The organism is Vibrio sp. ES.051, from assembly GCF_002563795.1.
GTDB lineage: Bacteria > Pseudomonadota > Gammaproteobacteria > Enterobacterales > Vibrionaceae > Vibrio.
Genome location: NZ_PDJL01000003.1, coordinates 633,170 through 658,109 on the forward strand (window position 1 = coordinate 633,170; position 24,940 = coordinate 658,109).

Below are 24,940 nucleotides of genomic sequence, written 5' to 3' on the forward strand. Positions count from 1 at the left end.
AATAAAAAATAGACAAACTTCGGTTTGTCTATTTTTTTGTTGCAAGTAATAGTCGCTCTATACCCGAGATTCCGCAGCCAATTTAGGAATAAACCGCTTCATACAGTACGCCAAGAAGCTTAAGCAGCCGAGTCTGATGCTCCTGAACACCCGTGATGAAGCTTTGACCGCCAAATTCGAGTGTGTCGATACCTTCGAATTTTAAGAATACCCAACGTGCCGTCGGTTTGGTTGTCGTCTTGTTCTTTACCATGCTAGGAAAGAATTCCTCGGTCTTAGTGAGACTCTCTCGGATTTTGTGCTCTAAGCTTGCGTAAACGAGTAGGCTAAGCGTCATGATCATCAGCAATGCCTCGATTCGCTGAGGTTTATTCAGGAAAATTGATGATGTTAGGAACTCAGGGCTCTTCAAGAAGCGAAATCCGCGCTCTACCTTTTGCTGAGACTTGTAATGCTCAAGTAGCGCAGCCATTGTTAGATCGGCGTAGTCAGTATCGTTGGTGGCGAGAATAAACATACCTACTTTAAGCTTGGCCATTTTCACTTTTTCTAGATCGGTATAAGGCGTAGCATCTATCAAATAGTGGTATCCCGTTGGCTCTGCGTCTTTCTTCGGCCGACCGCGACCTGAATAGATTGGCTCTTTAACGATGGTTGGTTGCGCAAAGCCAAGCAAATAACACTGGCTAGCGAAGTCGCTCATTGCTTGCTCGGCATCCACTGCGCAAGCAAACTTCTTTTTCATTAGTTGTCCCAGTGCTTTCAGCTCTTTGGTGATATTTTTGTCTAAGTTCTTATAGAGCGTTGCTTCTTCTCGCTTGGTTGCTTGTTCACTATGAACCAACAGCCACTTCTGAGATACCGAGCCATAGTCAGCATCAACCCAGCAACCCGAGTAGCCATTGCCGATACGGTTCAACTGCTCTGGCTCAAGGTTCATTAAGGCTTCTTTGGCTGACTTAATGGTCATTGGAACACGCGTAATAAACTTCTGTTGTTGCTCATCCAGTGAACGAATGCTTTCCTCGGTGTATAGAGCGGCATCAGCGATGAAGTAGCGACTGTTTTGAGCTGCCTTTAGGCAATGAATATGCCGTTTAGTGACCTCTGAAAATGCCTTAGCATCATTGGTGTTGCCACTGAGCGCTTGCATGTAAACAGGTAGGCCTGCTTGGTTTTCACAAATCAACTCAAGGACCACTTGATTTAGCTCTGGACGGTGGTCTCGGCTGTAGCCTTTTATCAGTTTGATGGCATTAAGATCTTCGTCTTGGGCGTATTCACCATCGACATGAAAACTCGTGATATCAAGGTGGACAGAGTCTGCTTTAAGCCCAAGCTTATCAACGATATGCTCTGCAATCGCTTAATAAAGTGCGGACACATCAGCTTCATATAAAGCATCTAACGTACGTCCGAGTACATCGTCAGTTAAATGGTGCGCTTCAATGTCTTTAGCGAGCAACTTGGCAACAGGCTTCGTCTCGAAGAAGTCAGAGAACATATGCAGCGTTCTACTGTGAAAGCCAAGACCATTAAGAATCATTGCTAAGACTGCATCGCCGTGTGAGACGTTGTGATCCGAGTACTTGGGAATGATGCGATCAATAATGCCTGGTAAATCGACTTCATGACAGAAAGCAGCGATTAACCCTAAGTGGTCTAGGCGTTTAATGACAGGTTGAGCAGCAGACATAATAAGTGACCATTAAATAACAGTAATAGATCAAAACTGGGGATCGCGGTCAAGATGTCTGTCGCACTAACAGTTGTAAACGATCACTGGATCACATTATTTTAATTCTGAAATTGGCTGCGGAATGACGGATATACTCCACTTTAAGGTCCAGGTTCCAAGAACTAAAAATTATCCGTAATTCTTGAGACCAACGAGTCTATAACTTGAGCCAGTGAAGCCAACTTTTCCTTAACCTCCTGAGTCGGCGATGAGCTTGATACTCTGGTTGAGTCCCTTGCTTTTTCCTGTTGGGAGAAGTGTTCTGACTTTACTATGCGAAGGTTGTTGAGATGGAGGTACGGTACGGAGGGATTTCGGCTATTTTGACTCAGTCGTTCTTCAAGCGCTGCCAATTTATTCAATAGAAAATGGATGATATCTTTCACTTCTTCAGTCGAATCGAAATTTTGCGGTGAAGGCAATGTTTTATTATTTATACCTCTAGATTTCAGCCCGAAAAAGGTCACTCAAATGAAGGTGGGCTCAAGTTAACTATGTCACAGTAGTGCTTTGTAAATGCCTCGTAGGTAAAGAGTTACTGGCGAACAACCGCCATTTCGTATTGCATTACTCCAACCAGAACCACTTTGATACGGTCACAGGCGCTACCATCACGAGCAGAATCATGCATTTGTTCGAATTCTTGTTTATTTCGTGATTGTTAAGCCTTGCAAATCAAAAAGGTTGAATACGTTTAACTCAATTCCTCATGTTTTCAGGTCAGACTTTGAGGAAAAATATAAATTCTTAATGCACATAGCCTTTTGAATTGCTTCTTTACGATTGGTAACGTTGAGCTTTTTATATATGTTATATATATGCGTTTTTACAGTACTTTCAGCGATAAATAGGTCTTCTGATATTTCCAAATTTGAATTCCCTTCAATGATACGTTTAAATATTTGTATTTCCCTTTTAGTAAGGTTTGATAGAATTTCTTGAGAGTGAATCGCATAAGGATGTAAATTAGATAGCATCTGAGACATTAGTTTTCTCGGCAGCCATAGATCATCGTCACATACTGTTTTCAAACAACGTGTAAGATGTTCTATAGGTGCATCTTGATAGATAATACCTTTTAAATTCATGAAGTTGATAAATTGCATTTCTGCAATACTTTTACCCACAATATCTTTTGGGAAATCATAAATCACCCATTTATTGGATGTAACCTTTGATAAGGTTACATTTATATCTTTGATAACGCTCAAAACAAGATAGCTAATTAGAACGACGTCGGAGGATCTAGGCTTACTTGACCTTTCGATGTCCAAGATGCATGTCCTACTAAGTGAAAAATAACTATTTTTTTCTATTTCTCGTTGAATGAATTGATTGTTAATACAATTATCACCAATCAGAAGTATATGCTTAAACTTGTTTTTTTTATTATTTTTATATTCACCGGAATGCATCTTCAACCCCTAAATTGGTAACTCTAGTATTTAATTATAAAAAGTAGACAAAGGAACGATATATTTCTAGTTATTTTTAATAATTTGACAGCTTTATGGTTGCTGCGAAAGGCGAGGTTCAATGGAAATCTGTAATGTATCATCATATCGGCCCCCTGGTTTGTTCACTGTTTCACCAACAACAAAACTTAAAGAGATCGGTTGACCAACCGTTGCTGCATGACGTTGAATTCGTGCATCAAGCTGCTTAAGGCTAACTCTATCGTTGTCGAGAGAAAGTTGATATGGAATGTCCCATTTTGGGTCATTAGACTCATGTCGTAACATTCCTTGATGAGATGATTCCACAACGACAGTGTAAGCAGTATTGCTTTGAACCCATAGGTTGGGTGATGAGTTGATGATTTTGTTTGAATATAATGTTCCTAAATCAAGATCATAGTGTTGTTGCTGTAACCCATAAAAATGAATTTTCGCAGCCGGCGGTACGTTTACGGCGACAGGTAATGAGCTAGGGCTAATTTCTATTTGATTATTACCATAAACCTCCAAAAGACCTCGATAAGTTCCTGATGTTAACCATTGTTTGCTAGGGAAGCGCATTTGTACCGTTGCCGAAGGTTGACTGTCGGTTAAGGATAAATGCCATTGATTAGCCACCGACGTACCAAATTGTCCACTCCACTCAAATGTTAGTTTATCTTGAGCTGAACCTTTTAACGATCGGCTCGTGTCATCAAGTTGTAAAACTAAGTTCAGCTTACACTGTTCGCCGATTATATTTGCGCTAATGCGATAAGTACTTATCGTTGCGAAAGTACCTGCATTAAAGACGTCGTATTGTGATTGTGCTGATACTGGTTGAATAGATAATGAGCTAGCCTCACAAGCAAGGGCAGAAGGAAAACTGCTTAAGACAAGTGAACTCCATGCAATACACATAAGTCGTTTAATCCACATACAGCTCTCCTAATCTGATCAAAGTGTCACTGCGTTCACTGAGGTTAATGATGACTGACTCTTGTTCTTTAGTATCGAGTATGAGCTGATATTGTCCAGGTTTTAATCCAGATATCGCAAATACGCCGTTACGATTTGTAAAAAATTCAATCGGTGATTGTTTTGTTTTACCAAGATACTGAGCAAAGCCTGCTACAAGTGAAATAGGACTGTTACTTTGACGATCGTATAGTTTACCAATAACTGTCAATACAGCATCGGAGCCTATCTGTAGCTGGAATCCTTTTTTATACCCTGGCTTAACCCAAAAAGCACCATCACCTAAGTTATACCCTGGTGGTAAATTTTCTACCTCGTAACTGATGATTTGACTATTATAAGCAACAAGGTCAGGGACCATGGCACTTGCGCCACCATCAAGGTAAACGCGTGCATGCTCGCCATCTCTAGTAGGGTCGATAGCAACTTCATTCTCTGCGAGACTATCGTGTTTACTGATAATGGCAAAGGCTTCACGAACCGGTCTGCCGATCGTTACGGATGAACCTGAAAATGCAAGAGCACTGCTTATTTTAATGTCAGTGCTATGGTTTCGTGTGTCGCCACTTATATCCTCCAGTCGCGAAGTATGACTCGCATTCAATTCGTAACGGTTTGCAGTATAGTTAACACCTACATCCATATCGGCATCATTTTCTCTGTTAGTAATGGCACTGGCAAAAGCTGATACACCACCAGTATTGCCAATATTATTTTGATAGCTGTAATCTAATGCTACCTCATCAAGCTCTGTTGAATAACGACCAACAACACGTGTTTGTCTGCTGAACGGCCAGCTTATTGTGAACGTGGAACTGATGTCATCGCCCCCACTTTCGTTATGTTGATAGCTAACACGCGCACTCCAAGTAGCTGGCGTATCAAATAATCCGGCCGATAGACTCGGACTAATAAGCCAATAATCATTTTCTTCGTCGATGCCAGAGCGATAGTTGAGGGTCATGGCTGCACGTAAAGAACGGCTAAGATAAATGGAACCGAACGCAGAAGCATAGTGGGTTGTTAAATTTATATCGTTGTCGGAAGCGTCAAACCCAGTTACACCGGTAAAACTATTGGTTAAATATTCGTAACTGAAACTCAGCTGTGGCTCTAATGTGTTCGTTTGAGAAAACTCTGCATCGAACGCAACTTTATATGCATCACCACGTCCGAAAATTGGGTGATCGCTGTGTGAAACATTTAATTCAGTGACGCCCCATGCGGAAGCGACCAGTGCTATTGCGCCATATTGGGATAAATCTTCACGGGTTTGGGAATTGACACCTAACGTTAACCAAGGTGAAACGCCAACATCAATATAACCATGAAAAATACGTTCATCGGTTAGGTATTCTAATTTTCCATTCTGGATTTCAGACGGTGCTCCATACATAACACTATATTCAAACTCACCGCTATTTAATAAGTCGTTTCCGGTCGCAATAGAAAATTCGATGCGTTCTTCATTACCTGAACGATCGGTAATGACTAATTCGATATCATTGCTACCCTGCGCAAGTGGTATGTCGCTAAGGTTATAACTACCAGCACCTAAGGTTAATCGCTGCACTGCAATACCATCAACATAAACATCGACATTTGAAGCTCTTTGAAGCGTGAATGATTGATTCGCACGTGGACGTACGTTTCTGGTTGGGATAAGTGTAAAATCGCGAGTAATACCAATACCAAGAATGTCGGTTCCGTCTTGAAAGGCTTGACCACTATTGTACATGTCACCGAGTACAAGTCGTGTTCCTTGTTCGGGAGAGTCTATATTAAGGCGTGAGCCTTCTCTCACGTATTTAGAGTTTTGTTTGGAACTATTTTCTAATAATGATTCATACTCAAAGTTTAAATCACCAATATTGAGTGCCGAGTCGAATTGGCTACGATATAGATCCTCTCTAGATGACTCTTCCTCGATAAATCGACTTTCATTAGCGGACAGGGAGACATTAAGATACCCGCTAAACGTACTTGGCTCAGAATAATTATAAAAATCGTCTGATGCGCGCATGGAAAGTTGCTGTATTAAGCTTAACTCTGGCGGTACAGTAATAATACATTCTAATGAAGAAATATCGAACTTAAGGCCTAATCCTGCGTGCTCGAAATGGCGTTGCGACAGCATTTCATTGTCCGTTGTGGCGCGTATATTTTTAATACCTTCTTGAGTCACGATGGAAGAAAGAAGAGAAAGTGTACTTTCTTTTGGTAACAAAACTTGGTTGTCTGCAGTAATAGTAATATCTGCTTCACCTAATATTGTGTCACTTATCCTTAGTAAAGATGTTAGCTGAATATCTCGTCCTGTCGGGTTCAACACAATTTCCTGACTCAGTACGGAGAAAGTTAGAATGACATAACCAAAAAGTAACAAGACTAGAATATGTAACCAATGCTTTATTTTATAGTAGAAGTCAGTTTTCATGCCCATGGTAGGTGCCCACTGGTAAATGATTTAGAGAGGAATATAAAATAATAGTAGAACGTGGTGGAATAAATTGCTCACCTAAAGCTTCATGTATTTTTGGGCTGAGAGATTCAAGCCCCGAAAAATGAAGTAACGATGTATAGGTAAATCGCGTCCCTGAATTTGTGAGCGTCAGGTTGCCCTGTTCACCTATGTGCAGTGTCACATCTGGCTTGAGCGAAGATGAATGAACGTGTAAAAGAGCATTATAATGAATTTGTAAGTTAATACCTGTAGATAAAGTAGATAAACCAAGAGACTTCTCGGTTTTTTCGTTGTTTTGGTTGACGTTTGCTGCACTAAATCGAATGAAGTAACTCTGAGACGCTTCGAGTGAACTTTCACTTAACCATTGTATACGGAATACTTGCCGCTCACCGGGAGCCAACATCGCAGCAGGTGGAAACACCAGTATTTCTTCATTCGGTAAGTCCGATGTTTTAAAAGTGCCATTTGATCGGAACTCCAAACGGCGAACGTTGGCTTCAAGAGGGAGCGTTTGTGTTGAGTTGTTAGTAACAACCAGTTGCGATGTTGTCCTGTGGTCAGTATTAAGTTCAATAACTGTTGGGGACAGTGTCACCCCAAACGTTTTTGCACAAAGAACGCAACAAACGAGCCCCCCAAAAATATAACGTTTCATCGCACGCATTACTTATCCTGTTCTATTTCAATCGACAGGGTATTCACATTGAAATCTTCAAGTGGCTGCATTTCAAAAAAACGGGTGGAATGCGGAAGCACTAACGTTCCAGGGATACGTTTAGCTATTTCTACTCCTTGTAAGTAAGCTGACTGTGTACCATCGGAAACTTTCCAAGTAGTGTTGGTTAACCGACCATAACTATTACCGCTATTCATCACTTCAAGGAGCCACTTATTATTTTTGTCGTTTTGTTTGATACTTTTCACCTCTAACTTAGCTGCTGTGTTTTGAGGACGCACGTTGATAAGCGTATTAAACTGAAGCAAAAGACTTACCTGCCCTTGATCGCTGCTCGCTCGTTGGACTTTTACTTGTTTTACAGCGATACGATACGCCTTAGATTCAGTGATTGATGGATCGCCTAAATACCGAACCATTATTGATTGTGACCGACCAGGCTCAATAATTGCGGTAACTGGGATTACTAATAACTCATCTTCAGCAGACGTAATCGTTTCTTTACCGTATTCATTCATTGTCATAAACAATGGATATAACTCAACGGTTAGTTGTTCGGGAGATGTGTTTTCGACCCGCATCGTCATTTGAGCTCGTTTTCCGAGAGGCGTCATTTCCGCAGACATTGGCTCTACTTTGAAAGCATGTGCGAACACACAAGTAAATGACAATAAACAAACAACGATCCATCGAAACATAATTGTGAGCTCCAAATTAAATACGGTTAATTAAGATTAAAGTAGGAGACTAAATAAGTCTCCTACTTATAAACCTCTAATTAGAGGTAATATTTACTGTCAAAGTATCTGAATAGCCACCTGCCCATGGAGAGGTCTCTGTAGTTGCGATATCAATGGTTGCAGCTACACCAGTAGCCAATGATCCGGAACCACCATAAGCATTACTGACTGAAACATCATTCAGACCAGGGCCACCAGGTGCATTAAGTGTAAATGAAGGTAATCCTGAAGGGTTAAACGTTGCGTCGTATTTAAGAGCGAAGTCTTCATTATCATCGGACTCTAGACCGCCCTCTGCACTTGTTAATGTCACAGTTGCACCATCAACGTCATTACATTTCATGCTAAGTCCACCAACAGAAATGTTTTGAATTTGAGATACGTTACCAAAGTCAATAAGTTGTGTTGAAAGACCTGTAACTTCACATACAGGAGAAACAAAACCAACTAATTGTACATCACCAGGTGCGGCGTGAACTTGAGTTCCAAAAATAGCGGTGACTGCTGCTGCACAGAGTGTTAGCTTTTTCATAAGAAATTCCTTTATCTTAGATTATTGGCTCGAATACGGCTGAGCTTATGTTTGTTAATCTGCAAGTGCCTTGCAGAAATCCTACTTTGTCACGCTATGAATTGAAGGATAGACTTCAATTTCAATAACGTCTTGGTAATAACCCGCAAAACGCAAGTTATTTTCGAGCGTTACCCTGAGATTCCCTTGTTGAGAAAAAGGAATAACACCAGAACTGTCTATCATTACTGGTGAGATGAGTTGACTACTATGCCGATGTTCGTGAAGGCGAAGCTCATCTACTTGTAATGACAAATTATAATTTTCAATAATATCAACCCCCTGCTGTTGGTGTTTTAGGCCACCATATTTAGAGTTGATGGACATACCTAAAGGACGGTTGCAATAGATATCAAACGGCAACGATTGCGCATTGTGTTGCTCGGAAAACGTCATCACGTTGCCAGAAAAAAAATTTATTTCACAACGATCTTTTATTTGACCTGTAACTCCCATCGTTAACGTATTAGCACTGACGCTTAATGAAAGTGACAGACTAAAAATTAACTGCATAGCCGTGAAGTTATAATGAGTCCAAAGCGTTCGATTCATTAGCTTACCTCGCTTCTATTGAATGAATGGAACTCGTTGCTTATCTACTCTGACTATAAGATCTACACAAAATGGTGAAGTAGTAAAAAAAGTTGATTATTAATGAGGAGTAGTAGATTTAGTATGATTTTAGTGTGTGGCATCGTGAGCAAATTTTAGGTAATAATCAGATATTCAACTAGATAGGTACTTATTATCCATCTGGTGGATAAAAATTAGATATTTACTATGTTGCTAATACGTAACTTCTAACTTAGCGTCTGATTAAATTTCGGGGATTACTATAAATAACTAGCTCAATCTCACCTTCATTATCATCGGTTTCAGTAGTTGCTCTCAGTACAACATTATCAAACCATCTAAAGGAAGGTATTGCTTGTATCGGTGGTCCGACAGGCTTCACTCAACCTATCTTGATGACATATCCCGACTCCAATAACGCATTATTCATAAACCTAAATTCATGAAGTATGTTGCTTTAAACACCATAGGTAGGGGGAACCAACCTACCAACTGCTTTTGAATTGAATGCTTAAAAACACTCCGGCCGGTACAATTTCCGCTCAATTAGGCAGAAACACCCACTAACCCACTTATCATGCCGAACTGCCATTATATTCAGGGCTAGATACTCTGAATCAACACCTTGTTATGACTCCGAGGCAAGATGATTCCCTACTCTTGGTAACACGTTTGGTATCGATAGAAAGCTTTTGTTACCAACATCTTTACCTCTTATCTGGTCGTACCTTTATAAGTTATTGACGTATTTATTTTTATTTAAAGCTCAATTCATTATCGAAAACATCGTTAATTAGTGATACTTTACAGTTGTTGCAGTAATTTAGGGACATGTATCACATATACGGACGTGGTTTGCTTTGACGACACAACATAAGAAAAACAAGGTATATCAATAATGTCTATCAAGAACCTTTCTATAGCGAAGAAGATATCGCTATCATTTATACTCATTGCCATTGTCAACATTGCATTTGGCGTGTTTTTATCTACAGAGCTCAAAAGCATCAAAACTGAGCTATTAAACTATACTGATGATACTCTCCCAGCAATGGAAAGAGTCGATGCGATTAGAGACGACTTATCTCGATGGCGCCGTGACCAGTTTGCCACTTACACCTATGAAGATGCAGGCAAAATTAGAAACAAAATCGCCAGCAATATTCGTGAGCGTGAAAAAATCAGTAAAGAGCTAGACGCTTATGGTGAGACGGTTTGGCCGGGTGAAGAACAGCAAACCTTCCAGCGCCTGCTGCGTCAGTGGAAAAAGTACTTGGTTACTATGGACCAATACAATGAAGCGATGATAGCCAATGACAAAAGCAAGGCCCACCCTATCTTAGTTAACTCTTTACCTGCTTTCGAAGCCGTTGACTCTGAGTTAGACGAGCTGATCCAACTGCTTAAAAGTGCAATGGATAATAACAGAACCAATATCCTTTCTTCTATAAACGGATTGAGCAACTCATCGATCGCGAGCAACGTGACAATTCTATTGATCATGGTGGGAATGACTTACGTCTTGACTCGCCTGATTTGTGGCCCGCTTAAACTCGTCGTTGAACAAGCAAACGCGATTGCTACCGGTGACTTATCGAATGATATTGATCGTAAGGCAATCGGTAATGACGAGCTTGGTGAACTGGCCGACGCCACCACTAAGATGCAAGACGACCTACGTCAAGTGATCGACAATGTTATCGCAGCGGTGACCCAGCTAAGTAGTGCGGTTGAAGAGATGAGCCAAGTCTCTGACATTTCAGCATCCGGCATGAAAGACCAACAGCTGCAAATCACTCACGTCGCAACTGCGATGACAGAAATGAAAGCAGCCGTAGCCGATGTGGCGCGGAACACTGAAGATTCAGCCAACCAAGCGAACGAGGCTAACCGCCGCACACAACACGGTGTGCGCGAAACTCAAAGCATGGTGGATGCGATTGGAGGGGTGGCAACTGTCATCGGTAACGCGGGTGATACGGTGGCTGAATTAGAGCAACAATCTAACAAGATCAATGTTATCGTCGATGTTATCCGTGAGATTGCCGATCAAACTAACTTGCTTGCACTTAATGCCGCTATCGAGGCTGCGCGAGCTGGTGAATCTGGTCGTGGTTTTGCCGTTGTGGCTGACGAAGTGCGCACACTTGCTGGTCGTACTCAAGATTCAACCAGCGAAATCACTTCGATCATTGAACAGCTACAATCTCTCGCGAAAGACGCAAAATCTGCCACTGAACTTTCGAGAAGCAGCATCTCAGAATGTGCAGACCAAGGTATTCAATCAAAACAGCTGATGAGCGATATTGAACACTCTATGTCTGATATCTCAGATATGGGCAGCCAAATCGCTACTGCTTGTAATCAACAAGACTCAGTAGCGGAAGAGCTTAACCGCAGTATTGAAAACATACATTTGGCCTCTCAAGAAGTCTCACAGGGTTCTGAGCAAACCGCTCAAGCTTGTCGTGAATTAAGCCAGCTATCTCTTTCTCTTCAAGATGTGATGAGCCGCTTCAAACTAAGCTAATCCATTGATTAAAAACGCTTCATACCATCACTTGGGGCGTTTTATTTCCTCAGGCACTCACCCTGTACTCAATAAAATAATCAATACAAAAACGCGTACGGAGACTTTATGCGCTTAAATAAAACCTTACTATCATTGACCATCGCTACTGCCATCTTTGCTCCCACTATGCAAGCGACTGCTGCCCCTCTCCAAATCACTAACGCAGCGGCAAAGGCTGAGCAAGTTCAAAGCGCTAACGCATGGCTAGAGATAAACTTGGGCCAGTTTCGCGATAATATTGAGCAATTTAAATCGCATATGGATGGAACAACTAAAATCTGTGCCGTGATGAAGGCAGACGCATACGGCAATGGCATCGCTGGGCTCATGCCAACAATTATCGAACAACAAATCCCTTGTGTTGCGATTGCCAGTAATGCCGAAGCAAGAACAGTCCGAGACAGCGGTTTTAAAGGCCAACTTATGCGTGTACGCTCGGCTGACTTGGGTGAAATCGAAGCGGCAATGGACCTAAATATTGAAGAGCTTATTGGTACAGCTGAGCAAGCGAAAGCACTGTCTAAACTAGCCGAGAAAGCTGATAAAGAAATCAAAGTTCACCTAGCTTTAAACGATGGTGGTATGGGACGTAATGGCGTTGATATGACCACTCAAGAAGGCAAGCAAGAAGCTTTAGATATCACTCAACAAGCGGGCGTTAATATTGTTGGTATCATGACTCACTTCCCTAACTATAACGCAGATGAAGTGCGCGAAAAACTCAGTTCATTCAAAGACAGCTCTACATGGCTGATGAAAGAAGCTGACTTGAAACGCGAAAACATTCTGTTGCACGTTGCTAATTCGTATACCGCGATCAATGTACCAGAAGCACAGCTCGATATGGTTCGTCCAGGTGGCGTTTTATATGGTGATCTGCCAACTAACCCTGAATACCCTTCTATCATGTCTTTCAAAACGCGCGTAGCATCACTTCACCACCTGCCAGAAAATAGCACTGTCGGTTACGACAGCAGTTACAGAACAAGCAAAGAAAGCGTGATGGCAAACATTCCGGTTGGTTACTCTGACGGTTATCCGAGAAAAATGGGGAATACTGCGGAAGTGCTCATCAATGGCCAACGTGCGAAAGTCGCTGGTGTGGCCTCTATGAACACCACCATGGTAGATGTATCAGACATCAAAAATGTTACTCCTGGATCTGAAGTGGTGTTATTTGGCGCGCAGCAAGGTAAAACTATCTCCGCAGCTGAAATGGAAAAACATGCCGAGGTTATCTTCCCAGAACTATACACAGTCTGGGGGACGACGAACCCTCGCGTCTATGTAAAATAGCCCCTCTCGCGTATGCCTGACGGAACGAGAAAGCGAGTGCATGCTCGCTTTCTCGTTATTTCCGTGACCAAGTTGCTCATTAAACGTTAATCCTCAACGTTTTCTTTGTCACTATGGCTCATTTTATCTTTCTCGTTGTGTTTGAAAGCCCTCGCAATTGATGTTAAATATGCAGTTTACAAAAGAATAACAAAATTCTTCTATGGCTCTGCCCTTTTGCCTGCTGGCTAGGTACCTCTATGACAGAAAAAACTCAACACCTTCAACCTTCTTCGACTGAATTACACAAGTTTACTCGTCTCGACGTCTGGAATGGATTCACCCAACTTTTGCCTCTTTCTTTTTTTGTGGTGATATTTGGCCTCGCATTTGGCGTCGCTGCCGTACAAACCGGGCTTGATGCTTTTCCTACCATGCTAATGAGCACACTGGTTTTCGCGGGTGCTTCACAGTTTGCCACGTTAGATATGTGGGGAGCGGAAGTGCCGCTGATTCCTGTGCTTATCACGGTCTTTGCCATCAATGCGAGACACCTACTCATGGGCGCAACCCTCTACCCTTGGTTGCGACAGCTACCACCAACTCAACGATATAGCATGATGCTGGTCGCATCGGACGCGAACTGGGCAATGGCTCTTAATGCCTTCGGGAGGAAAGAACCTGGGTTTGGTTTGCTGGTTGGCGGTGGCATTGCCATGTGGTCGTTTTGGATTATCGGCACTTGGATCGGTATTTACTTTGGTAATGCCATCAAAGATCCAGTAAGCCTTGGACTGGATATGGTCATGGGGTGTTTTTTACTCTCCATGGTAGTCGTTGGTCCTAAAAACTTACGTATCTTTGCTATTTGGGTCACTGCCGCGGCCTCCTCAATGCTTGCATATTGGTATTTACCAGAAAATAGCCACGTCGTGGTTGGCGCTATTACAGGTGGGGTTTTGGGCGCGTGTTGGAAGGAGAAGAAAGCATGAACATCGAAACAAGTGTAGGTGGCACGCTGCTGATTATCATTGCAATGGCGCTTGTGACTCTGATGACACGCTGGGGTGGCGTGTATGTGATGTCATTTATTCCCATTAGTCAACGCGTTCAACGTTTTATTACCGCGATGTCAGGCTCGGTATTAGTCGCCCTATTGGCTCCACTTGCGGTAGAAGGCGATGCTGGAGCTAGAGCGGCTCTATTTACCACAGCTGTTGTGATGCTCATTGTCAAAAAGCCCTTACCAGCCATTGCCGCAGGGATCATCGCCGCCGCTGCAGTGCGAGCCATTTAGTTGCCCTTTCTTAAGTAACCCAGTCAAAATAATTAAGCCCTGATGACATGCTACTGACGTCATTAGGGCTTTTGCTTTATACCCAAGCATCTTGAAGGCACTTGGTTTATTGCTCAACGAGTCTCAATACTTGAAGTCGATGACTATACACAACAGTTACAGTTGCGTTTGTATTTGTCCATTTTACCGATACCAGGGTTGAAGGTATTGGTTGGATCTAGCTCATGGTAGAACTTCTGGAGCGAGTTTTCCGCATCGTATAAGTGGCCAACATTGTGCTCTGCTGGGTATTTTGCACCTCGGCTGTTGAGGTGTTCTAGCATCAGCTTTTTCATCAATTTGGTGTCGGTTCCTTTTTTGAATATGTAGTCCTGATGGAACACAAAGCACATAAAGTGACCATAATAAAGCGCCTGAACAAGGTTCTTATTCACTTCTTCTGGCAAGGTCTCTAACCACTCTTCATCATTACGGCGCAGTGCGATATCCAGTGCAACGATATCTTCAACGTCTTTGCGATGAATCGTTTCGTAACGAATTGCAGCTCCTGCAGCGGCAAAGCGGTGCAAATAGGCTTTTTTACCCTCGTCCGGCGTACATTCGAAGAAATCGCTGTCTTCTTCGATTGCCCAGACTTCTTTCAGGTATTTTTGAGCTTCGGCAATACCACCATCACTCATTTTCAAAACCAAGTGGTGTTCGTACTTATCTCGAAACGCTAGCATTCGCTCAGGAAGATGCTGTGGAAATAGTTTACTTGCGTAGTAGAGAATCGTATCTGGGAGATATTTACTTACGAGTGGCAAGCGTTCTAACAAGTTCTCTACTTTGGCTTTTAGCGCAAACATTTTAGGCAACTTGTCTGTACCGAGTAAGTCGATGGATAAGAATACATCTTTGCCATATTTTTCTGCCATATTAAAAATATCGCGATGCAGGTACTCTCCCATCTCTGGCAAGTTACCGAACGTAGATAAGAAATCTTTTCTTAGCTGAGTCAGCTTGGCAGGGTCATTCGTGCCAAGATAAAAAACCTGTTCTTTTTCTGGTACTGGATAACTATCAACACGAACGGCAAACACACCTAATTTACCTGCGCAGCCACTTGCCTCAAACAGTCGACGCTCATCGGCATTAAAACGTGACGGAATATCAGAGGTGACGTCTCGCACACGCTCATCGTATTCTTTGTCTGACGCCATTCGCTCATCGTGACTGATCTGAGCAGGGTCAAAATTGCCTTCTTGTAAATTCTGCAGGATTTCTTCTGGTGTCTCTCCTAACCCTTCAATACCAAGATGATTAACAAGATGAAGATTGCCTTGTTTATCGACCTGTGCATACATCGCGAGCTCGGTATACGCAGGGCCTCGTTTCACTAATGCACCGCCGGAGTTATTGGCGATACCACCGACTACGGTCGCGCCTAACGATGAAGAACCAATGATGGAATGCGGCGCTCTATTCACTGCCTTCAACTCTTTTTCCAATGAATGTAGGCTTGCACCAGGCAAGCAAACCACTTGCTTACCACCCTCTAACAGGTGAATTTTCTTGATTTTCGTAATATTGATCACAACCACATCACGATCATAATCGTTACCACTTGGCGCTGAGCCTTCGGTTAAACCCGTCTTGGCAGCCTGCATAATAATGATGCAATTTGCTTCGACGCACTGTTTAATCAGCTTCCACTGCTCTAGCAGAGTATTAGGGAATACGACCGCAAGCGCTGTACCGCTGCCTGAACGGAAACCCGATCGGTAGTATTTGGTTTTAACCTGATCAGTTAGAACGTTTTCATCCCCAACGATCGTTTTAAATGCTTTAATCAGCTGCTTTTGTTTCATATCCATATCTCTGGTTATTTTATTTCGCTCATCGATCCGCTATCGCAACGGTAATTTGCGTTTGAGTCACTATAAGCAGTCCGTTTCTTTGCGTCTATCTAAGTCAAACGTACAAATATTCACCACCAACAAACAAGCATAATAATTCTTTTATTTTCTGTTAGTTATCTTTTGTATGTGGCAATTTTAACGAAAGAAACAGACCGTTTCCTCAAAGAAACAATAGCAAAACCATTTATTAACAGTTGTGTGCAAGCTCGAGTTATCAAGATCACTGGCTGTAGGGCTGATAGTAGTTAAGTCGTTAAATTGAATGAACTATTTGAAATGTTCGTTGGAAACATAACCACAACACCAAAGTAACCATTAATGTGGTGTTGTTAGATTAAAATCGATGATTTTGACTTTGGAAACTCATATACAGATGCTCAATGAACATTTTTATTTTTTCTGGCTGTTGCCGAGTGTAAGGGTATACCGCATAAATACCGAGACACTTCGCCGTTTCATCTTTAAATAATTGAATTAGGTGACCTTTGTTCAGATCGTCATAAACCAGTACGCGTGGGACGTAAATGATCCCTTGCCCTAAGAGCGCGACATTTCTTAGTACGGAGGAATTATTGGTACAAAGGTTACCGTCTACCGTCATTTGATACACGTTACCACCCTCTTTAAACGCCCACTCACGAGCTCCCGTCTCTTGATAGGAATAGACGAGACAATTGTGTGTCTCTAAAGCTTGGGGTTGCTTAGGAATACCATGTTTAGCAAGGTATTGAGGTGAGGCGCAGACAACCCAGTTGGCGTCCACCAGTTTTCTCGCAATTAGGCTAGAATCTGGTAGAACCCCCGTTCGAATAGCGAGATCAAACCGTTCATTCACAATGTCGACAAACCGATTATCAAGATCCATATCAATATTAATATCGGGATACTTTTGATTAAATTCATTGATCACGCTAGGAAGAATCAATTCACCAGAAATAGTAGGGACAGAAATTTTAATGCTTCCGGATAGGTTTTTACCTAATCCCACGATAGATTCTTCTGCGGTTGCAACGGCGTGATACACAGACTTGGCATGGCTGAAAAACGATTGACCCGCTTCTGTTAAAGTTAACGTGCGTGTCGTACGGTAGAGAAGCTGGACCCCGAGATCTTGTTCTAGTTTGGCGATACGTTTGCTGACAACCGATTTCGTCAGAGTCATTTGTTTCGCAGCCGCGCTAAATGAACCTTGCTCAACCAGATGATAAAAGATGATGTAGTCGTCGGTATTTCTCATGCTTCTGCGTCAAATCCTTTGGAAGCGTTATTGTAGGCAAGTAACGATAAGAGTACAGAAAGTATCATCACACTTATTCAATTGTATGGACTTTTTAGTCGCAGTAAATCACGGTTTATTCTAGCTTGTGAAGTTCTGTTCCAAAATAATCTCAAGATACTGAGTTTGCGAGTGACGTGGTTTGCAAACACAACTGTTTGATTAATATAGATACAAAAAAACCAGCTTTCGCTGGTTTCATGTGGACGCTTAAAGCATCAAGATACCGCCATTAGCAATATCTGTATAATATGGAGGCGCCTCCCGGAGTCGAACCGAGGTCCACGGATTTGCAATCCGCTGCATAGCCACTCTGCCAAGGCGCCATTCTATCAACGCTTTACGAGGCCTACCTCGCTGCGTTGATTGCTACTTTACGGATTAAGAAAAGATAGTCAAACAAAAAGGTTTTACTCCCCGTTTGTTTGATTTGTTTTAAGCCAATTAGACGAAAGTTCGATCTGATTGGCTTAAAACAACACAATAAAAATCTGGCTTCGGTGCTCAGTAGCTGAATATGTTTTGAGTGAACGTTATTGGTTACTAACACGTTTTAGCAGTCGTCCCACAACGTTGGGGTGGTATGACCAAGAATGATCAAACATCGACATTAATGCGGGGTTTCCGTATTTGGACAAGCTAATAGCATGGAAACGGTTCTTCTTTGCTTTTAGCGCCTCAACTTTCGCGAGCAACTCATCTTGTTGTTTTGGCGCAATGAAGTCTGAAATCACCACCATGTCCGCATTCTTGTATTTATCGCCGTTCATTAAGTCAATGGACTTGATCAATGTCGGCTCTAAATCGGTGCCACCATGAAAGCTATAGGTTAAAAAGTCTGCCGCTTCACGCAGTCCATCTTGCTTGGTTAACTCATAAGTAATGTGCTCTGTGGAAAAGATAATCACGTAACAATCACGCTGCTCGGCTAACGCAATTTGCATCAGAGCGTAAGCCATTGCTTTGGCGCATTGTTCAGGAAACCCGCTCATAGATCCGGAAGCGTCAACACAGACAATAAATGGGCCTTTCTCAATGTCCACCGCTTTGTTATCAGGTCGGTGCGCTTTGACTTTGCGCAAAGTTCGCGATTTTCCTTGCATGCGATAATTCATCAAACGTTTGTCGACTAAGTGTTTATAAAACACAACTTCCAGTTCAGGGTACGCCAAAAACATGGTTTCGTTAGGAAGCAACTTGTTTAAATCGTCACTTTCATGAATGCCGACAATGTCGTCTGTCGCTTCGTCACTCTTCTCCTCAACCATTTTCAGCTCTTCGGTAGGAGCTCGGTTTAGATCTGGGTCGTTAACTTGCCCTGCCATGCGACCAAGTTGCTCGGCGATTTCTTGTAAGCCTTGGTGTTTTTTCAAAAACTCTGCATGATGCTTCATCACCGTGAGGTCTGTTTTACTTAGCCTCGCAGAAGCCATATCCCACAAGCGCCCGACACTTTCAGCGTCGCCCGACTCTGTGACTTTATCCATATTACGCATGGTTTCCATACGCTGGTACAAATCATTGAGCACTTTCTCTTTGTTAGCTTCCAGTTCGTTGATTTGCGCTTGTTTAATCGCATTCGCTAAACTTTTATACCATTGATCGCAGAAGTAATGCGGGAACATCGGGTTATCCACCCCTTTGTTTTTATCCATCAACCCACGAGCTTGCATGTAAAACGCTGAATGCCATTCAAGTTTTTTGAGTACCTCCTCAATGTGTTCAAAAAACTCGTCTTCATCCCAGTGAATGACCTCTTGATACAAGGCTAACTCTTGTTGAAAACGCTCTGTATCACACACTTTGGTGATGCGCTTCTTCACGCTGCCCTGCCATTTTAACAAATGGCTTTTCACCGACGATTTCACGCCGTGATTGTCTGCCATCATCATCACTTGTGAACGAGCCATCAAGTCATTGACAGCACTGTCGATGATGCCTGAGTCAGCGACCATCAATGCCAAATTGAATCCGTCTGCACCTAACATGTCGTCCCCTTAAGCGAAAAACTGATGTAAGCTTTTAAAGCGCTGAATAATTTTCTCGCTTTCACTTTGGATAGACTCCAGTTGTTGGCTGACCTGTTGCAAACTCGACTCCATTAAACGCGGTAATTCAGGATCAACAAAACTGTGTGGCAAAGCGCCATGGAAATTCGCTTTTACTTTGCGCATATGATGTTCCGCTTCACTCAATTGGTTTACTGCTTTTTCACTTTGCGCTAACCACTTCTGATACCGTTCAAGATCTAAACCCTTTTCGGTAACTAAACTAACCAGAACGCCTCGGTTCGCGATATCCCGAACGACCAAATTGCTCGCCGCATCGACATCAAAACGTAGACGGCACATGTTAGTGTTTTGGTTCACATAACCGTATACATCTCCGTAGCCATCTTTAATCACGCGCTCCAGCTCATCTTTTGGTAGATAAACCCAACGGCTATCACCTTTTTCAGATTCCGATACCGACATGTTGCTCTGCAAAATCACCAACTTGACTAAGTTGACAGCAGCACCAACTTTGTAGGTTTTTGCCTTAGACGTATCGAAACGCAGGGTTTCTTTACGCAAAATCCCTGTTGCCGCCTCTGGTGTCAGCGTCATGCGGTAAGCATCTTCAAGCTCGTGTTGAACGTCGATTAACGACTCACTGCAGTATTCAATTTCTTGCTCCACATCTTGTTGGTCAAAAGCGTGTTTGAGAGCAAACTCTTGAACTACCTCACGAACCACATCTCGTGACTCCGGATTGTTCCATAAACAATCTTGAAGAAGCAGCAAATCAAGCGGGTTAATTTCATCGCGCCCATTAAAGAATGCACTCGCCTTTAAGAGTTTTACCGCTTTCTTCCAGCGACGGTCAGACACATACATGTCAGTATTGGCCGCATCACCAAACTCCGCTTTGACTTTGCTTTCTAGCATCGTTTTTAATTGGAATAGCTTTTCGAATGCATTGTCAGTCAGCGTCAGTTTATCGAGTTGCTGTTGCCACTGGTGATATTCTTCATTGGTGATCGCTAACCCCTCTGGCACTTGCGCTTCTTGCGGGGTACCCACCGTCAGCATTGACTTGAAGTTTTGTTTGTTCTGAATCCGATTAACAAACACGCGCACCAACATACGGTCATAAAGAGCGTCTAGACCGCTCTCTTCATCGGGTAATTCGTTCGAGGCAGAAACAAGCAAACGCATTGGCACACGCTCAATATCACTGCCATTTTTGAACGTTTTTTCGTTTACCACTGTCAATAATGTATTCAAAATTGCAGGGCCCGCTTTCCAGATCTCATCTAAGAAAACAACTTGGGCTGTTGGTAGATAGCCTTTAGTTAGGCGAACATAGCGTCCGTTGTCTTTCAATTCTTGAATGCTTAATGGACCAAATACTTCTTCTGGTGTTGAAAATCTCGTCATTAAATATTCAAAATAACTACTATTATCAAAAGCTTGAATAAGACGTTTGGCAATTAAACTTTTTGCAATTCCAGGAGGGCCCAAAAGAAAGACACTTTCACCGGCAAGAGCAACAAGAAGACATAATTTGATGGTGTGTTCACGTTCATAAACGCCATCAGTCAGCGCTTTAGCCAGTTTATTGATACGCTCAGAAAGAAGCGCTTTTTGGGCATTTGATGCAAATGAAGGTTGAATCATACATTCTCCGACGGCTTTAATGATGTTTTGTTATTGCTTTTATGCATTTGCTATCATTTTGTTGCGGTTGTATTTTGTTGGTTTTCTCTTATAACAGATGCTTAGCGCTTGCTTGGCTCGGCAATCAAAGTTTTCATTTATGAGACGCCATTCACTGAGGGGGCAAACACTTTCGTAACGTGACAAAATTTTTACTTTTGTTTCTCAGCATTTGTGGTTAATGTGCAAAACACATCAATATGCGGTAAAGCTAGGATTAATCGCTGCATGAGCAAAACTATTCATAAGTGGAAGCAAATTTCTCTCGTTGAAGAACAAGTTATGCTCCCAACGGGGCAGGCAATTATACATACCACTATTCACCACCCTGGGGCTGCGGTAATTCTGCCTATTACCACAGATGGTGAAGTGGTCCTTGTTAATCAATTTCGGCCTTCTCTTAATAAGTGGCTTTTAGAGCTGCCTGCAGGCACGCGTGAAAGTAAAGAAGAACCTCTCTGCTGCGCCCAAAGAGAGTTAGAAGAAGAAACCGGATTCAGCGCAGAGAAGTTTACTTCCCTCGGCCAAGTAACTCCTCTTGCTGGTTTCTGTGATGAAATTCAGCACTTGTTTGTCGCAGAAAAGCTCAGCAAAACCAATCGCTACGAATGTGACCATGACGAAGTGATTGAGGTTGTGACGGTGTCACTCAGCGAGCTTGAAGACAAGATCATCGACGGCACAATTACGGATGCCAAAACTATTGCTTGCCTAAGCAAAGCGCGCCTTTGCGGCTACCTTTAGGACTTTTGACCAAGGAGATATTCATGGATTTTCGATCAGATACCGTCACTCAACCTACTCAAGCCATGCGACAAGCTATGTTTACCGCACCAGTTGGTGATGATGTGTATGGTGATGACCCAACGGTCAATGCATTAGAAGAGTTTGCTGCTGAACTGGCGGGATTTGAAGCAGCCTTGTTTACCACGTCAGGCACTCAAGCAAACTTGCTGGGGTTAATGGCCCACTGCGAGCGCGGTGATGAATACCTATGCGGGCAGCAAGCGCACAATTATAAGTACGAAGCTGGCGGCGCGGCAGTGCTGGGGTCAATTCAACCTCAACCCATACAAAATAATCCCGATGGCACGTTACCATTTGATAAGCTAGAATCTGCCATTAAACCAGACGACTGTCACTTTGCTCGTACTAAGTTGCTCAGCTTAGAAAATACAATTAACGGTAAGGTATTGCCTTTATCTTACCTCGCAGAAGCACGTGACTTTGTGAATAAACACAACTTGAAACTGCACCTTGATGGCGCTCGCGTTTTTAATGCGGCCGTTGCACTGGATGTGCCAGTAAAAGAGGTTGGCCAGTACTTTGATTCGATGACCATTTGTCTATCAAAGGGCCTCGCAGCTCCAGTAGGCTCATTGTTGCTTGGCTCGGCGGAATATATCGCCAAAGCGAGACGTTTGAGAAAAATGGTAGGTGGTGGCATGCGCCAAGCGGGCATTCTAGCCGCAGCAGGTAAACTCGCTATCACGGAACAAGTCGCACAATTAAAACAAGATCACATCAATGCCAAAACGTTAGCTGCAGGTTTGGCTGAGCTTCCTGGGTTCTCGGTCAACCCTGATTTTGTTCAAACGAACATTGTTTTCGCAAAGCTGGATCCACAAGTAGACATCCGGACCATCGCTGAAAAACTAAAAGCGCAAGGCATTATTATCACCGCCAGCAACCCAGTTCGTTTTGTTACACACAAAGATATCTCGGCACAAGATATCGACACTTTTCTCTCTCACCTTAACTCTCTACTTTAATTTGATTTTGATCATTGAGCTTCCCCTTAGGGGAAGCTTTATGGTAATCCCATTACCTACTGTCAAATAGAGAACTATTCATGCTCAGATTCGTGTTTTTTGCCTCTCTTCTTTTTTCTTCGGTAGTTTCTGCTGAGTCTTTCGGGGATGCAGATAAAGGCAAAATTAAATCGCCAAGTTGTGTCTATTGCCATGGAACCAACGGTATAGCAGAGAACGACGCTTATCCAAGCCTTGCGGGTCAAAATGCACCGTATCTTTACAACGCGATGAAAGCCTATCAGTCAGGTGAGCGTGAAGGCCCTCTTGCCGATATGATGGAGGCACAATTAAGAATGCTAGATGATGAAGACCTCCGCGACGTGGCTGCATTTTTCGCAGAGAAAAAACGCAATTAATTGGTTTTCCCACTTCAAAAAAACTCAAAAATAACGTAATTGCTCAATACCAATACTTCCTGTATTGGCATTTAAAGGTGAAATAGCTGATAAGAAAATCATGCTCACTGCGGGTCTTCATCTCCTTCTGAAATGAAGACCATAGAGGTAAATGAACGAATAGAATCTCCAATCTATCATTAGTGCTTTATTGAGCTTGATCGACAAGGATCAATTCATCAAGTTCAAAGCCTTTTTCTTTGGCTACTTGCTTAAAGCGTTCGACGATTGCTTGATCGACGGTTGGCGTTCTGGAAAGCAGCCATAAGTAATCGTGATTGTAGCCCGATATAAATGCATAATCGTAGTTCTCACCTAACTCAAATACGATATAGGATGAGTAAAAGGGTCCAAAGAATGAGACCTTCAGGTGGCCAATGTTTTCATCTTCGACAAAATAGGCTTTTCCTTCGGCTTGTGTCCACGCTTGATCTTCTTTCGAGTACCCTTGGTTTATCACTCTCACACCGCCATCTTCACGGCGTTGGTATTCAGCGGTCACGTGCGATAAACCGCGTTCAAATGAATGGTCAAGACGTGCAATCTCGTACCACTTACCTAAGTAAGGCTGTAAATCGAAGTTGTCTACTGGTTCCACGCCACTGGGTTTGGAAGTGCAGCCAAACAAAGTCGCAAGTGATAAAAATAAAATTGTCTTTAGCGCTCTCATACAACAACCTAAATCTGAATTAGTGACTGATTTCACTATAGAAGGCAAAGAATCGATCAAAAAGCTGGCAAAACAATCAAGTTTGCCAGCTTTTGGTTTTCTTGAAACGCGGTTATTGCTGCAACCTTTCTGTTGCTTCAACAACTTTTGAGAAGTCTAGACCCAGCTCTTCTACGGCTTCTTTAATCAGCGCTGGGTTTTGCATTACCTGTGCCATCAGAGCTTGAAGCTTATCTTGTGGAAGACCTAACTCGCTGACCGTTGCCATTGCAGCCAAAGGGTTTTGAGTTAATGCCTGAAATAGCTCGTGGATTTGCTCATCGCTAATATTGTTCTCTTTTAAGATCGCAAGAATCGGGTTCATCAAATTACCTTTATATACTATATAAAACAGACCGGCAGTTTATCATTAGGTATTCGCTTTGTACTAGCAACTTGCACATCGTCACTTCGTAGGCTCAACTCCTTCCTTTGAAGTGCGCAACCTGCGATTACTGGTTTTTCAGATACAAAAAAGCGCCTTCGATGAGGCGCTTTAGGGTTAGTTAAATTAACCGCCGGCTAATTTAACTGTCATGCCTTTTTTTTCAAGATGCGCTTTGATCTTGTCTCGAGCGTCACCTTGAATTTCTATGCTGCCGTCTTTTACCGAGCCGCCACAGCCACATACTTTTTTAAGTTCTGCTGCTAGCAGTTTTAGCGGTGCATCATCCAAGTCTAACCCCGTAATAATGCATACACCTTTGCCTTTTCGTCCTTTAGTTTGGCGCTGAACTCTTACGATACCATCGCCTTTAGGACGGTTTACTTTTTCTTCTTCCGGTTTAATTCGACCGGTTTCCGTTGAATATACCAAGGTCATT

General features: G+C 42.7%; 21 protein-coding genes, 1 tRNA gene and 1 pseudogene. 7 read left to right on the forward strand and 16 right to left on the reverse strand.

Annotation, left to right across the window (positions count from 1 at the left end; all coding sequences use genetic code 11):
* Nucleotides 1-82 precede the first annotated feature (82 nt).
* From ATG66_RS03570 to ATG66_RS03610, 8 genes and pseudogenes are all read right to left on the reverse strand, one after another.
* Nucleotides 83-1,696: pseudogene (locus ATG66_RS03570) on the reverse strand (IS1634 family transposase).
* A 749-nt stretch (nt 1,697-2,445) separates the two neighbouring features.
* Nucleotides 2,446-3,153, reverse strand: a complete 708-nt coding sequence (locus tag ATG66_RS03580; protein ID WP_098413993.1) for a helix-turn-helix transcriptional regulator — start codon at nt 3,151-3,153, stop codon at nt 2,446-2,448.
* 93 nt (nt 3,154-3,246) lie between these two features.
* Nucleotides 3,247-4,113 (reverse strand): hypothetical protein, encoded by an 867-nt coding sequence (locus ATG66_RS03585; RefSeq protein WP_098413994.1) that lies wholly within the window; start codon nt 4,111-4,113, stop codon nt 3,247-3,249.
* Entirely contained in the window at nt 4,103-6,487 is a 2,385-nt protein-coding gene (locus tag ATG66_RS03590; RefSeq protein WP_257145722.1) for a fimbria/pilus outer membrane usher protein, read from the reverse strand. The genes ATG66_RS03585 and ATG66_RS03590 overlap by 11 nt, the downstream gene beginning before the upstream one ends.
* Nucleotides 6,488-6,578: 91 nt before the next feature.
* The gene (locus ATG66_RS03595; RefSeq protein ID WP_098414510.1) at nt 6,579-7,274 is read right to left on the reverse strand and encodes a fimbria/pilus periplasmic chaperone; all 696 of its coding nucleotides are present in this window, start codon (nt 7,272-7,274) and stop codon (nt 6,579-6,581) included.
* 8 nt (nt 7,275-7,282) lie between these two features.
* Nucleotides 7,283-7,993, reverse strand: a complete 711-nt coding sequence (locus ATG66_RS03600; RefSeq protein ID WP_373560818.1) for a molecular chaperone — start codon at nt 7,991-7,993, stop codon at nt 7,283-7,285.
* Nucleotides 7,994-8,069: 76 nt separating this feature from the next.
* Nucleotides 8,070-8,567 carry a hypothetical protein gene (locus tag ATG66_RS03605; protein WP_098413997.1) on the reverse strand — a complete coding sequence of 166 codons (498 nt, stop codon included), beginning with the start codon at nt 8,565-8,567 and terminating at the stop codon, nt 8,070-8,072.
* A gap of 81 nt (nt 8,568-8,648) precedes the next feature.
* Entirely contained in the window at nt 8,649-9,158 is a 510-nt protein-coding gene (locus ATG66_RS03610) for a hypothetical protein (RefSeq protein WP_257145712.1), read from the reverse strand.
* A 919-nt stretch (nt 9,159-10,077) separates the two neighbouring features.
* On the opposite strand from ATG66_RS03610, the gene ATG66_RS03615 reads away from it, so the two are divergent.
* From ATG66_RS03615 to ATG66_RS03630, 4 genes are all read left to right on the forward strand, one after another.
* Nucleotides 10,078-11,709: a methyl-accepting chemotaxis protein gene (locus ATG66_RS03615; RefSeq protein WP_098413998.1), complete on the forward strand. Its 1,632-nt coding sequence runs from the start codon at nt 10,078-10,080 to the stop codon at nt 11,707-11,709.
* 108 nt (nt 11,710-11,817) lie between these two features.
* A complete protein-coding gene (gene alr / locus ATG66_RS03620; protein WP_098413999.1) occupies nt 11,818-13,047 on the forward strand; it encodes an alanine racemase in 1,230 nt (409 codons plus the stop codon).
* Between the two features lie 239 nt (nt 13,048-13,286).
* On the forward strand, nt 13,287-14,018 hold the full coding sequence (locus ATG66_RS03625; protein WP_098414000.1) for an AzlC family ABC transporter permease: 732 nt from the start codon (nt 13,287-13,289) through the stop codon (nt 14,016-14,018).
* The gene (locus tag ATG66_RS03630) at nt 14,015-14,323 is read left to right on the forward strand and encodes an AzlD family protein (protein WP_098414001.1); all 309 of its coding nucleotides are present in this window, start codon (nt 14,015-14,017) and stop codon (nt 14,321-14,323) included. The genes ATG66_RS03625 and ATG66_RS03630 overlap by 4 nt, the downstream gene beginning before the upstream one ends.
* 143 nt (nt 14,324-14,466) lie before the next feature.
* Here the strand turns inward: ATG66_RS03630 and dld are convergent, their stop codons facing one another.
* From dld to ATG66_RS03655, 5 genes are all read right to left on the reverse strand, one after another.
* The gene (gene dld, locus ATG66_RS03635; protein WP_098414002.1) at nt 14,467-16,173 is read right to left on the reverse strand and encodes a D-lactate dehydrogenase; all 1,707 of its coding nucleotides are present in this window, start codon (nt 16,171-16,173) and stop codon (nt 14,467-14,469) included.
* 385 nt (nt 16,174-16,558) lie between these two features.
* Nucleotides 16,559-17,461: a LysR substrate-binding domain-containing protein gene (locus ATG66_RS03640; RefSeq protein WP_098414003.1), complete on the reverse strand. Its 903-nt coding sequence runs from the start codon at nt 17,459-17,461 to the stop codon at nt 16,559-16,561.
* 291 nt (nt 17,462-17,752) lie between these two features.
* Nucleotides 17,753-17,826: transfer RNA gene (locus ATG66_RS03645), tRNA-Cys, on the reverse strand.
* Nucleotides 17,827-18,033: 207 nt separating this feature from the next.
* Nucleotides 18,034-19,488, reverse strand: a complete 1,455-nt coding sequence (gene viaA, locus ATG66_RS03650) for an ATPase RavA stimulator ViaA (protein ID WP_098414004.1) — start codon at nt 19,486-19,488, stop codon at nt 18,034-18,036.
* A gap of 9 nt (nt 19,489-19,497) precedes the next feature.
* The gene (locus ATG66_RS03655) at nt 19,498-21,159 is read right to left on the reverse strand and encodes an ATPase RavA domain-containing protein (RefSeq protein WP_098414005.1); all 1,662 of its coding nucleotides are present in this window, start codon (nt 21,157-21,159) and stop codon (nt 19,498-19,500) included.
* Nucleotides 21,160-21,426: 267 nt separating this feature from the next.
* Here ATG66_RS03655 and ATG66_RS03660 point away from each other — a divergent pair, with 267 nt between their 5' ends.
* The 3 genes from ATG66_RS03660 to ATG66_RS03670 all read left to right on the forward strand — a co-directional run bounded on the left by ATG66_RS03660 (nt 21,427) and on the right by ATG66_RS03670 (nt 23,368).
* Nucleotides 21,427-21,942, forward strand: coding sequence for an NUDIX hydrolase (locus ATG66_RS03660; protein ID WP_179885582.1), 516 nt, complete (start codon nt 21,427-21,429; stop codon nt 21,940-21,942).
* Between the two features lie 23 nt (nt 21,943-21,965).
* Nucleotides 21,966-22,970, forward strand: coding sequence for a low-specificity L-threonine aldolase (gene ltaE, locus ATG66_RS03665; protein ID WP_098414007.1), 1,005 nt, complete (start codon nt 21,966-21,968; stop codon nt 22,968-22,970).
* Nucleotides 22,971-23,050: 80 nt separating this feature from the next.
* The gene (locus tag ATG66_RS03670) at nt 23,051-23,368 is read left to right on the forward strand and encodes a c-type cytochrome (RefSeq protein WP_098414008.1); all 318 of its coding nucleotides are present in this window, start codon (nt 23,051-23,053) and stop codon (nt 23,366-23,368) included.
* Nucleotides 23,369-23,555: 187 nt separating this feature from the next.
* Here ATG66_RS03670 and ATG66_RS03675 read toward each other — a convergent pair whose 3' ends face one another.
* From ATG66_RS03675 to yciH, 3 genes are all read right to left on the reverse strand, one after another.
* The gene (locus ATG66_RS03675; RefSeq protein WP_098414009.1) at nt 23,556-24,077 is read right to left on the reverse strand and encodes a lipocalin family protein; all 522 of its coding nucleotides are present in this window, start codon (nt 24,075-24,077) and stop codon (nt 23,556-23,558) included.
* A gap of 112 nt (nt 24,078-24,189) precedes the next feature.
* Nucleotides 24,190-24,441 (reverse strand): DUF2999 family protein, encoded by a 252-nt coding sequence (locus ATG66_RS03680; protein WP_098414010.1) that lies wholly within the window; start codon nt 24,439-24,441, stop codon nt 24,190-24,192.
* A 186-nt stretch (nt 24,442-24,627) separates the two neighbouring features.
* A complete protein-coding gene (gene yciH, locus ATG66_RS03685) occupies nt 24,628-24,939 on the reverse strand; it encodes a stress response translation initiation inhibitor YciH (RefSeq protein WP_098414011.1) in 312 nt (103 codons plus the stop codon).
* Between the last annotated feature and the right edge of the window lies 1 nt (nt 24,940).

Coding starts and splice junctions, on each gene's coding strand:
- ATG66_RS03675 (WP_098414009.1), bottom strand. CDS start 24,077: ATGAGAGCGCTAAAGACAATTTTATTTTTATCACTTGCGACTTTGTTT.
- yciH (WP_098414011.1), bottom strand. CDS start 24,939: ATGACCTTGGTATATTCAACGGAAACCGGTCGAATTAAACCGGAAGAA.
- ATG66_RS03585 (WP_098413994.1), bottom strand. CDS start 4,113: ATGTGGATTAAACGACTTATGTGTATTGCATGGAGTTCACTTGTCTTA.
- ATG66_RS03595 (WP_098414510.1), bottom strand. CDS start 7,274: ATGAAACGTTATATTTTTGGGGGGCTCGTTTGTTGCGTTCTTTGTGCA.
- dld (WP_098414002.1), bottom strand. CDS start 16,173: ATGAAACAAAAGCAGCTGATTAAAGCATTTAAAACGATCGTTGGGGAT.
- ATG66_RS03580 (WP_098413993.1), bottom strand. CDS start 3,153: ATGCATTCCGGTGAATATAAAAATAATAAAAAAAACAAGTTTAAGCAT.
- ATG66_RS03680 (WP_098414010.1), bottom strand. CDS start 24,441: ATGAACCCGATTCTTGCGATCTTAAAAGAGAACAATATTAGCGATGAG.
- ATG66_RS03670 (WP_098414008.1), top strand. CDS start 23,051: ATGCTCAGATTCGTGTTTTTTGCCTCTCTTCTTTTTTCTTCGGTAGTT.
- ATG66_RS03655 (WP_098414005.1), bottom strand. CDS start 21,159: ATGATTCAACCTTCATTTGCATCAAATGCCCAAAAAGCGCTTCTTTCT.
- viaA (WP_098414004.1), bottom strand. CDS start 19,488: ATGTTAGGTGCAGACGGATTCAATTTGGCATTGATGGTCGCTGACTCA.
- ATG66_RS03640 (WP_098414003.1), bottom strand. CDS start 17,461: ATGAGAAATACCGACGACTACATCATCTTTTATCATCTGGTTGAGCAA.
- ATG66_RS03630 (WP_098414001.1), top strand. CDS start 14,015: ATGAACATCGAAACAAGTGTAGGTGGCACGCTGCTGATTATCATTGCA.
- ATG66_RS03605 (WP_098413997.1), bottom strand. CDS start 8,567: ATGAAAAAGCTAACACTCTGTGCAGCAGCAGTCACCGCTATTTTTGGA.
- ATG66_RS03600 (WP_373560818.1), bottom strand. CDS start 7,993: ATGTTTCGATGGATCGTTGTTTGTTTATTGTCATTTACTTGTGTGTTC.
- ATG66_RS03625 (WP_098414000.1), top strand. CDS start 13,287: ATGACAGAAAAAACTCAACACCTTCAACCTTCTTCGACTGAATTACAC.
- ltaE (WP_098414007.1), top strand. CDS start 21,966: ATGGATTTTCGATCAGATACCGTCACTCAACCTACTCAAGCCATGCGA.
- alr (WP_098413999.1), top strand. CDS start 11,818: ATGCGCTTAAATAAAACCTTACTATCATTGACCATCGCTACTGCCATC.
- ATG66_RS03660 (WP_179885582.1), top strand. CDS start 21,427: ATGAGCAAAACTATTCATAAGTGGAAGCAAATTTCTCTCGTTGAAGAA.
- ATG66_RS03615 (WP_098413998.1), top strand. CDS start 10,078: ATGTCTATCAAGAACCTTTCTATAGCGAAGAAGATATCGCTATCATTT.
- ATG66_RS03610 (WP_257145712.1), bottom strand. CDS start 9,158: ATGAATCGAACGCTTTGGACTCATTATAACTTCACGGCTATGCAGTTA.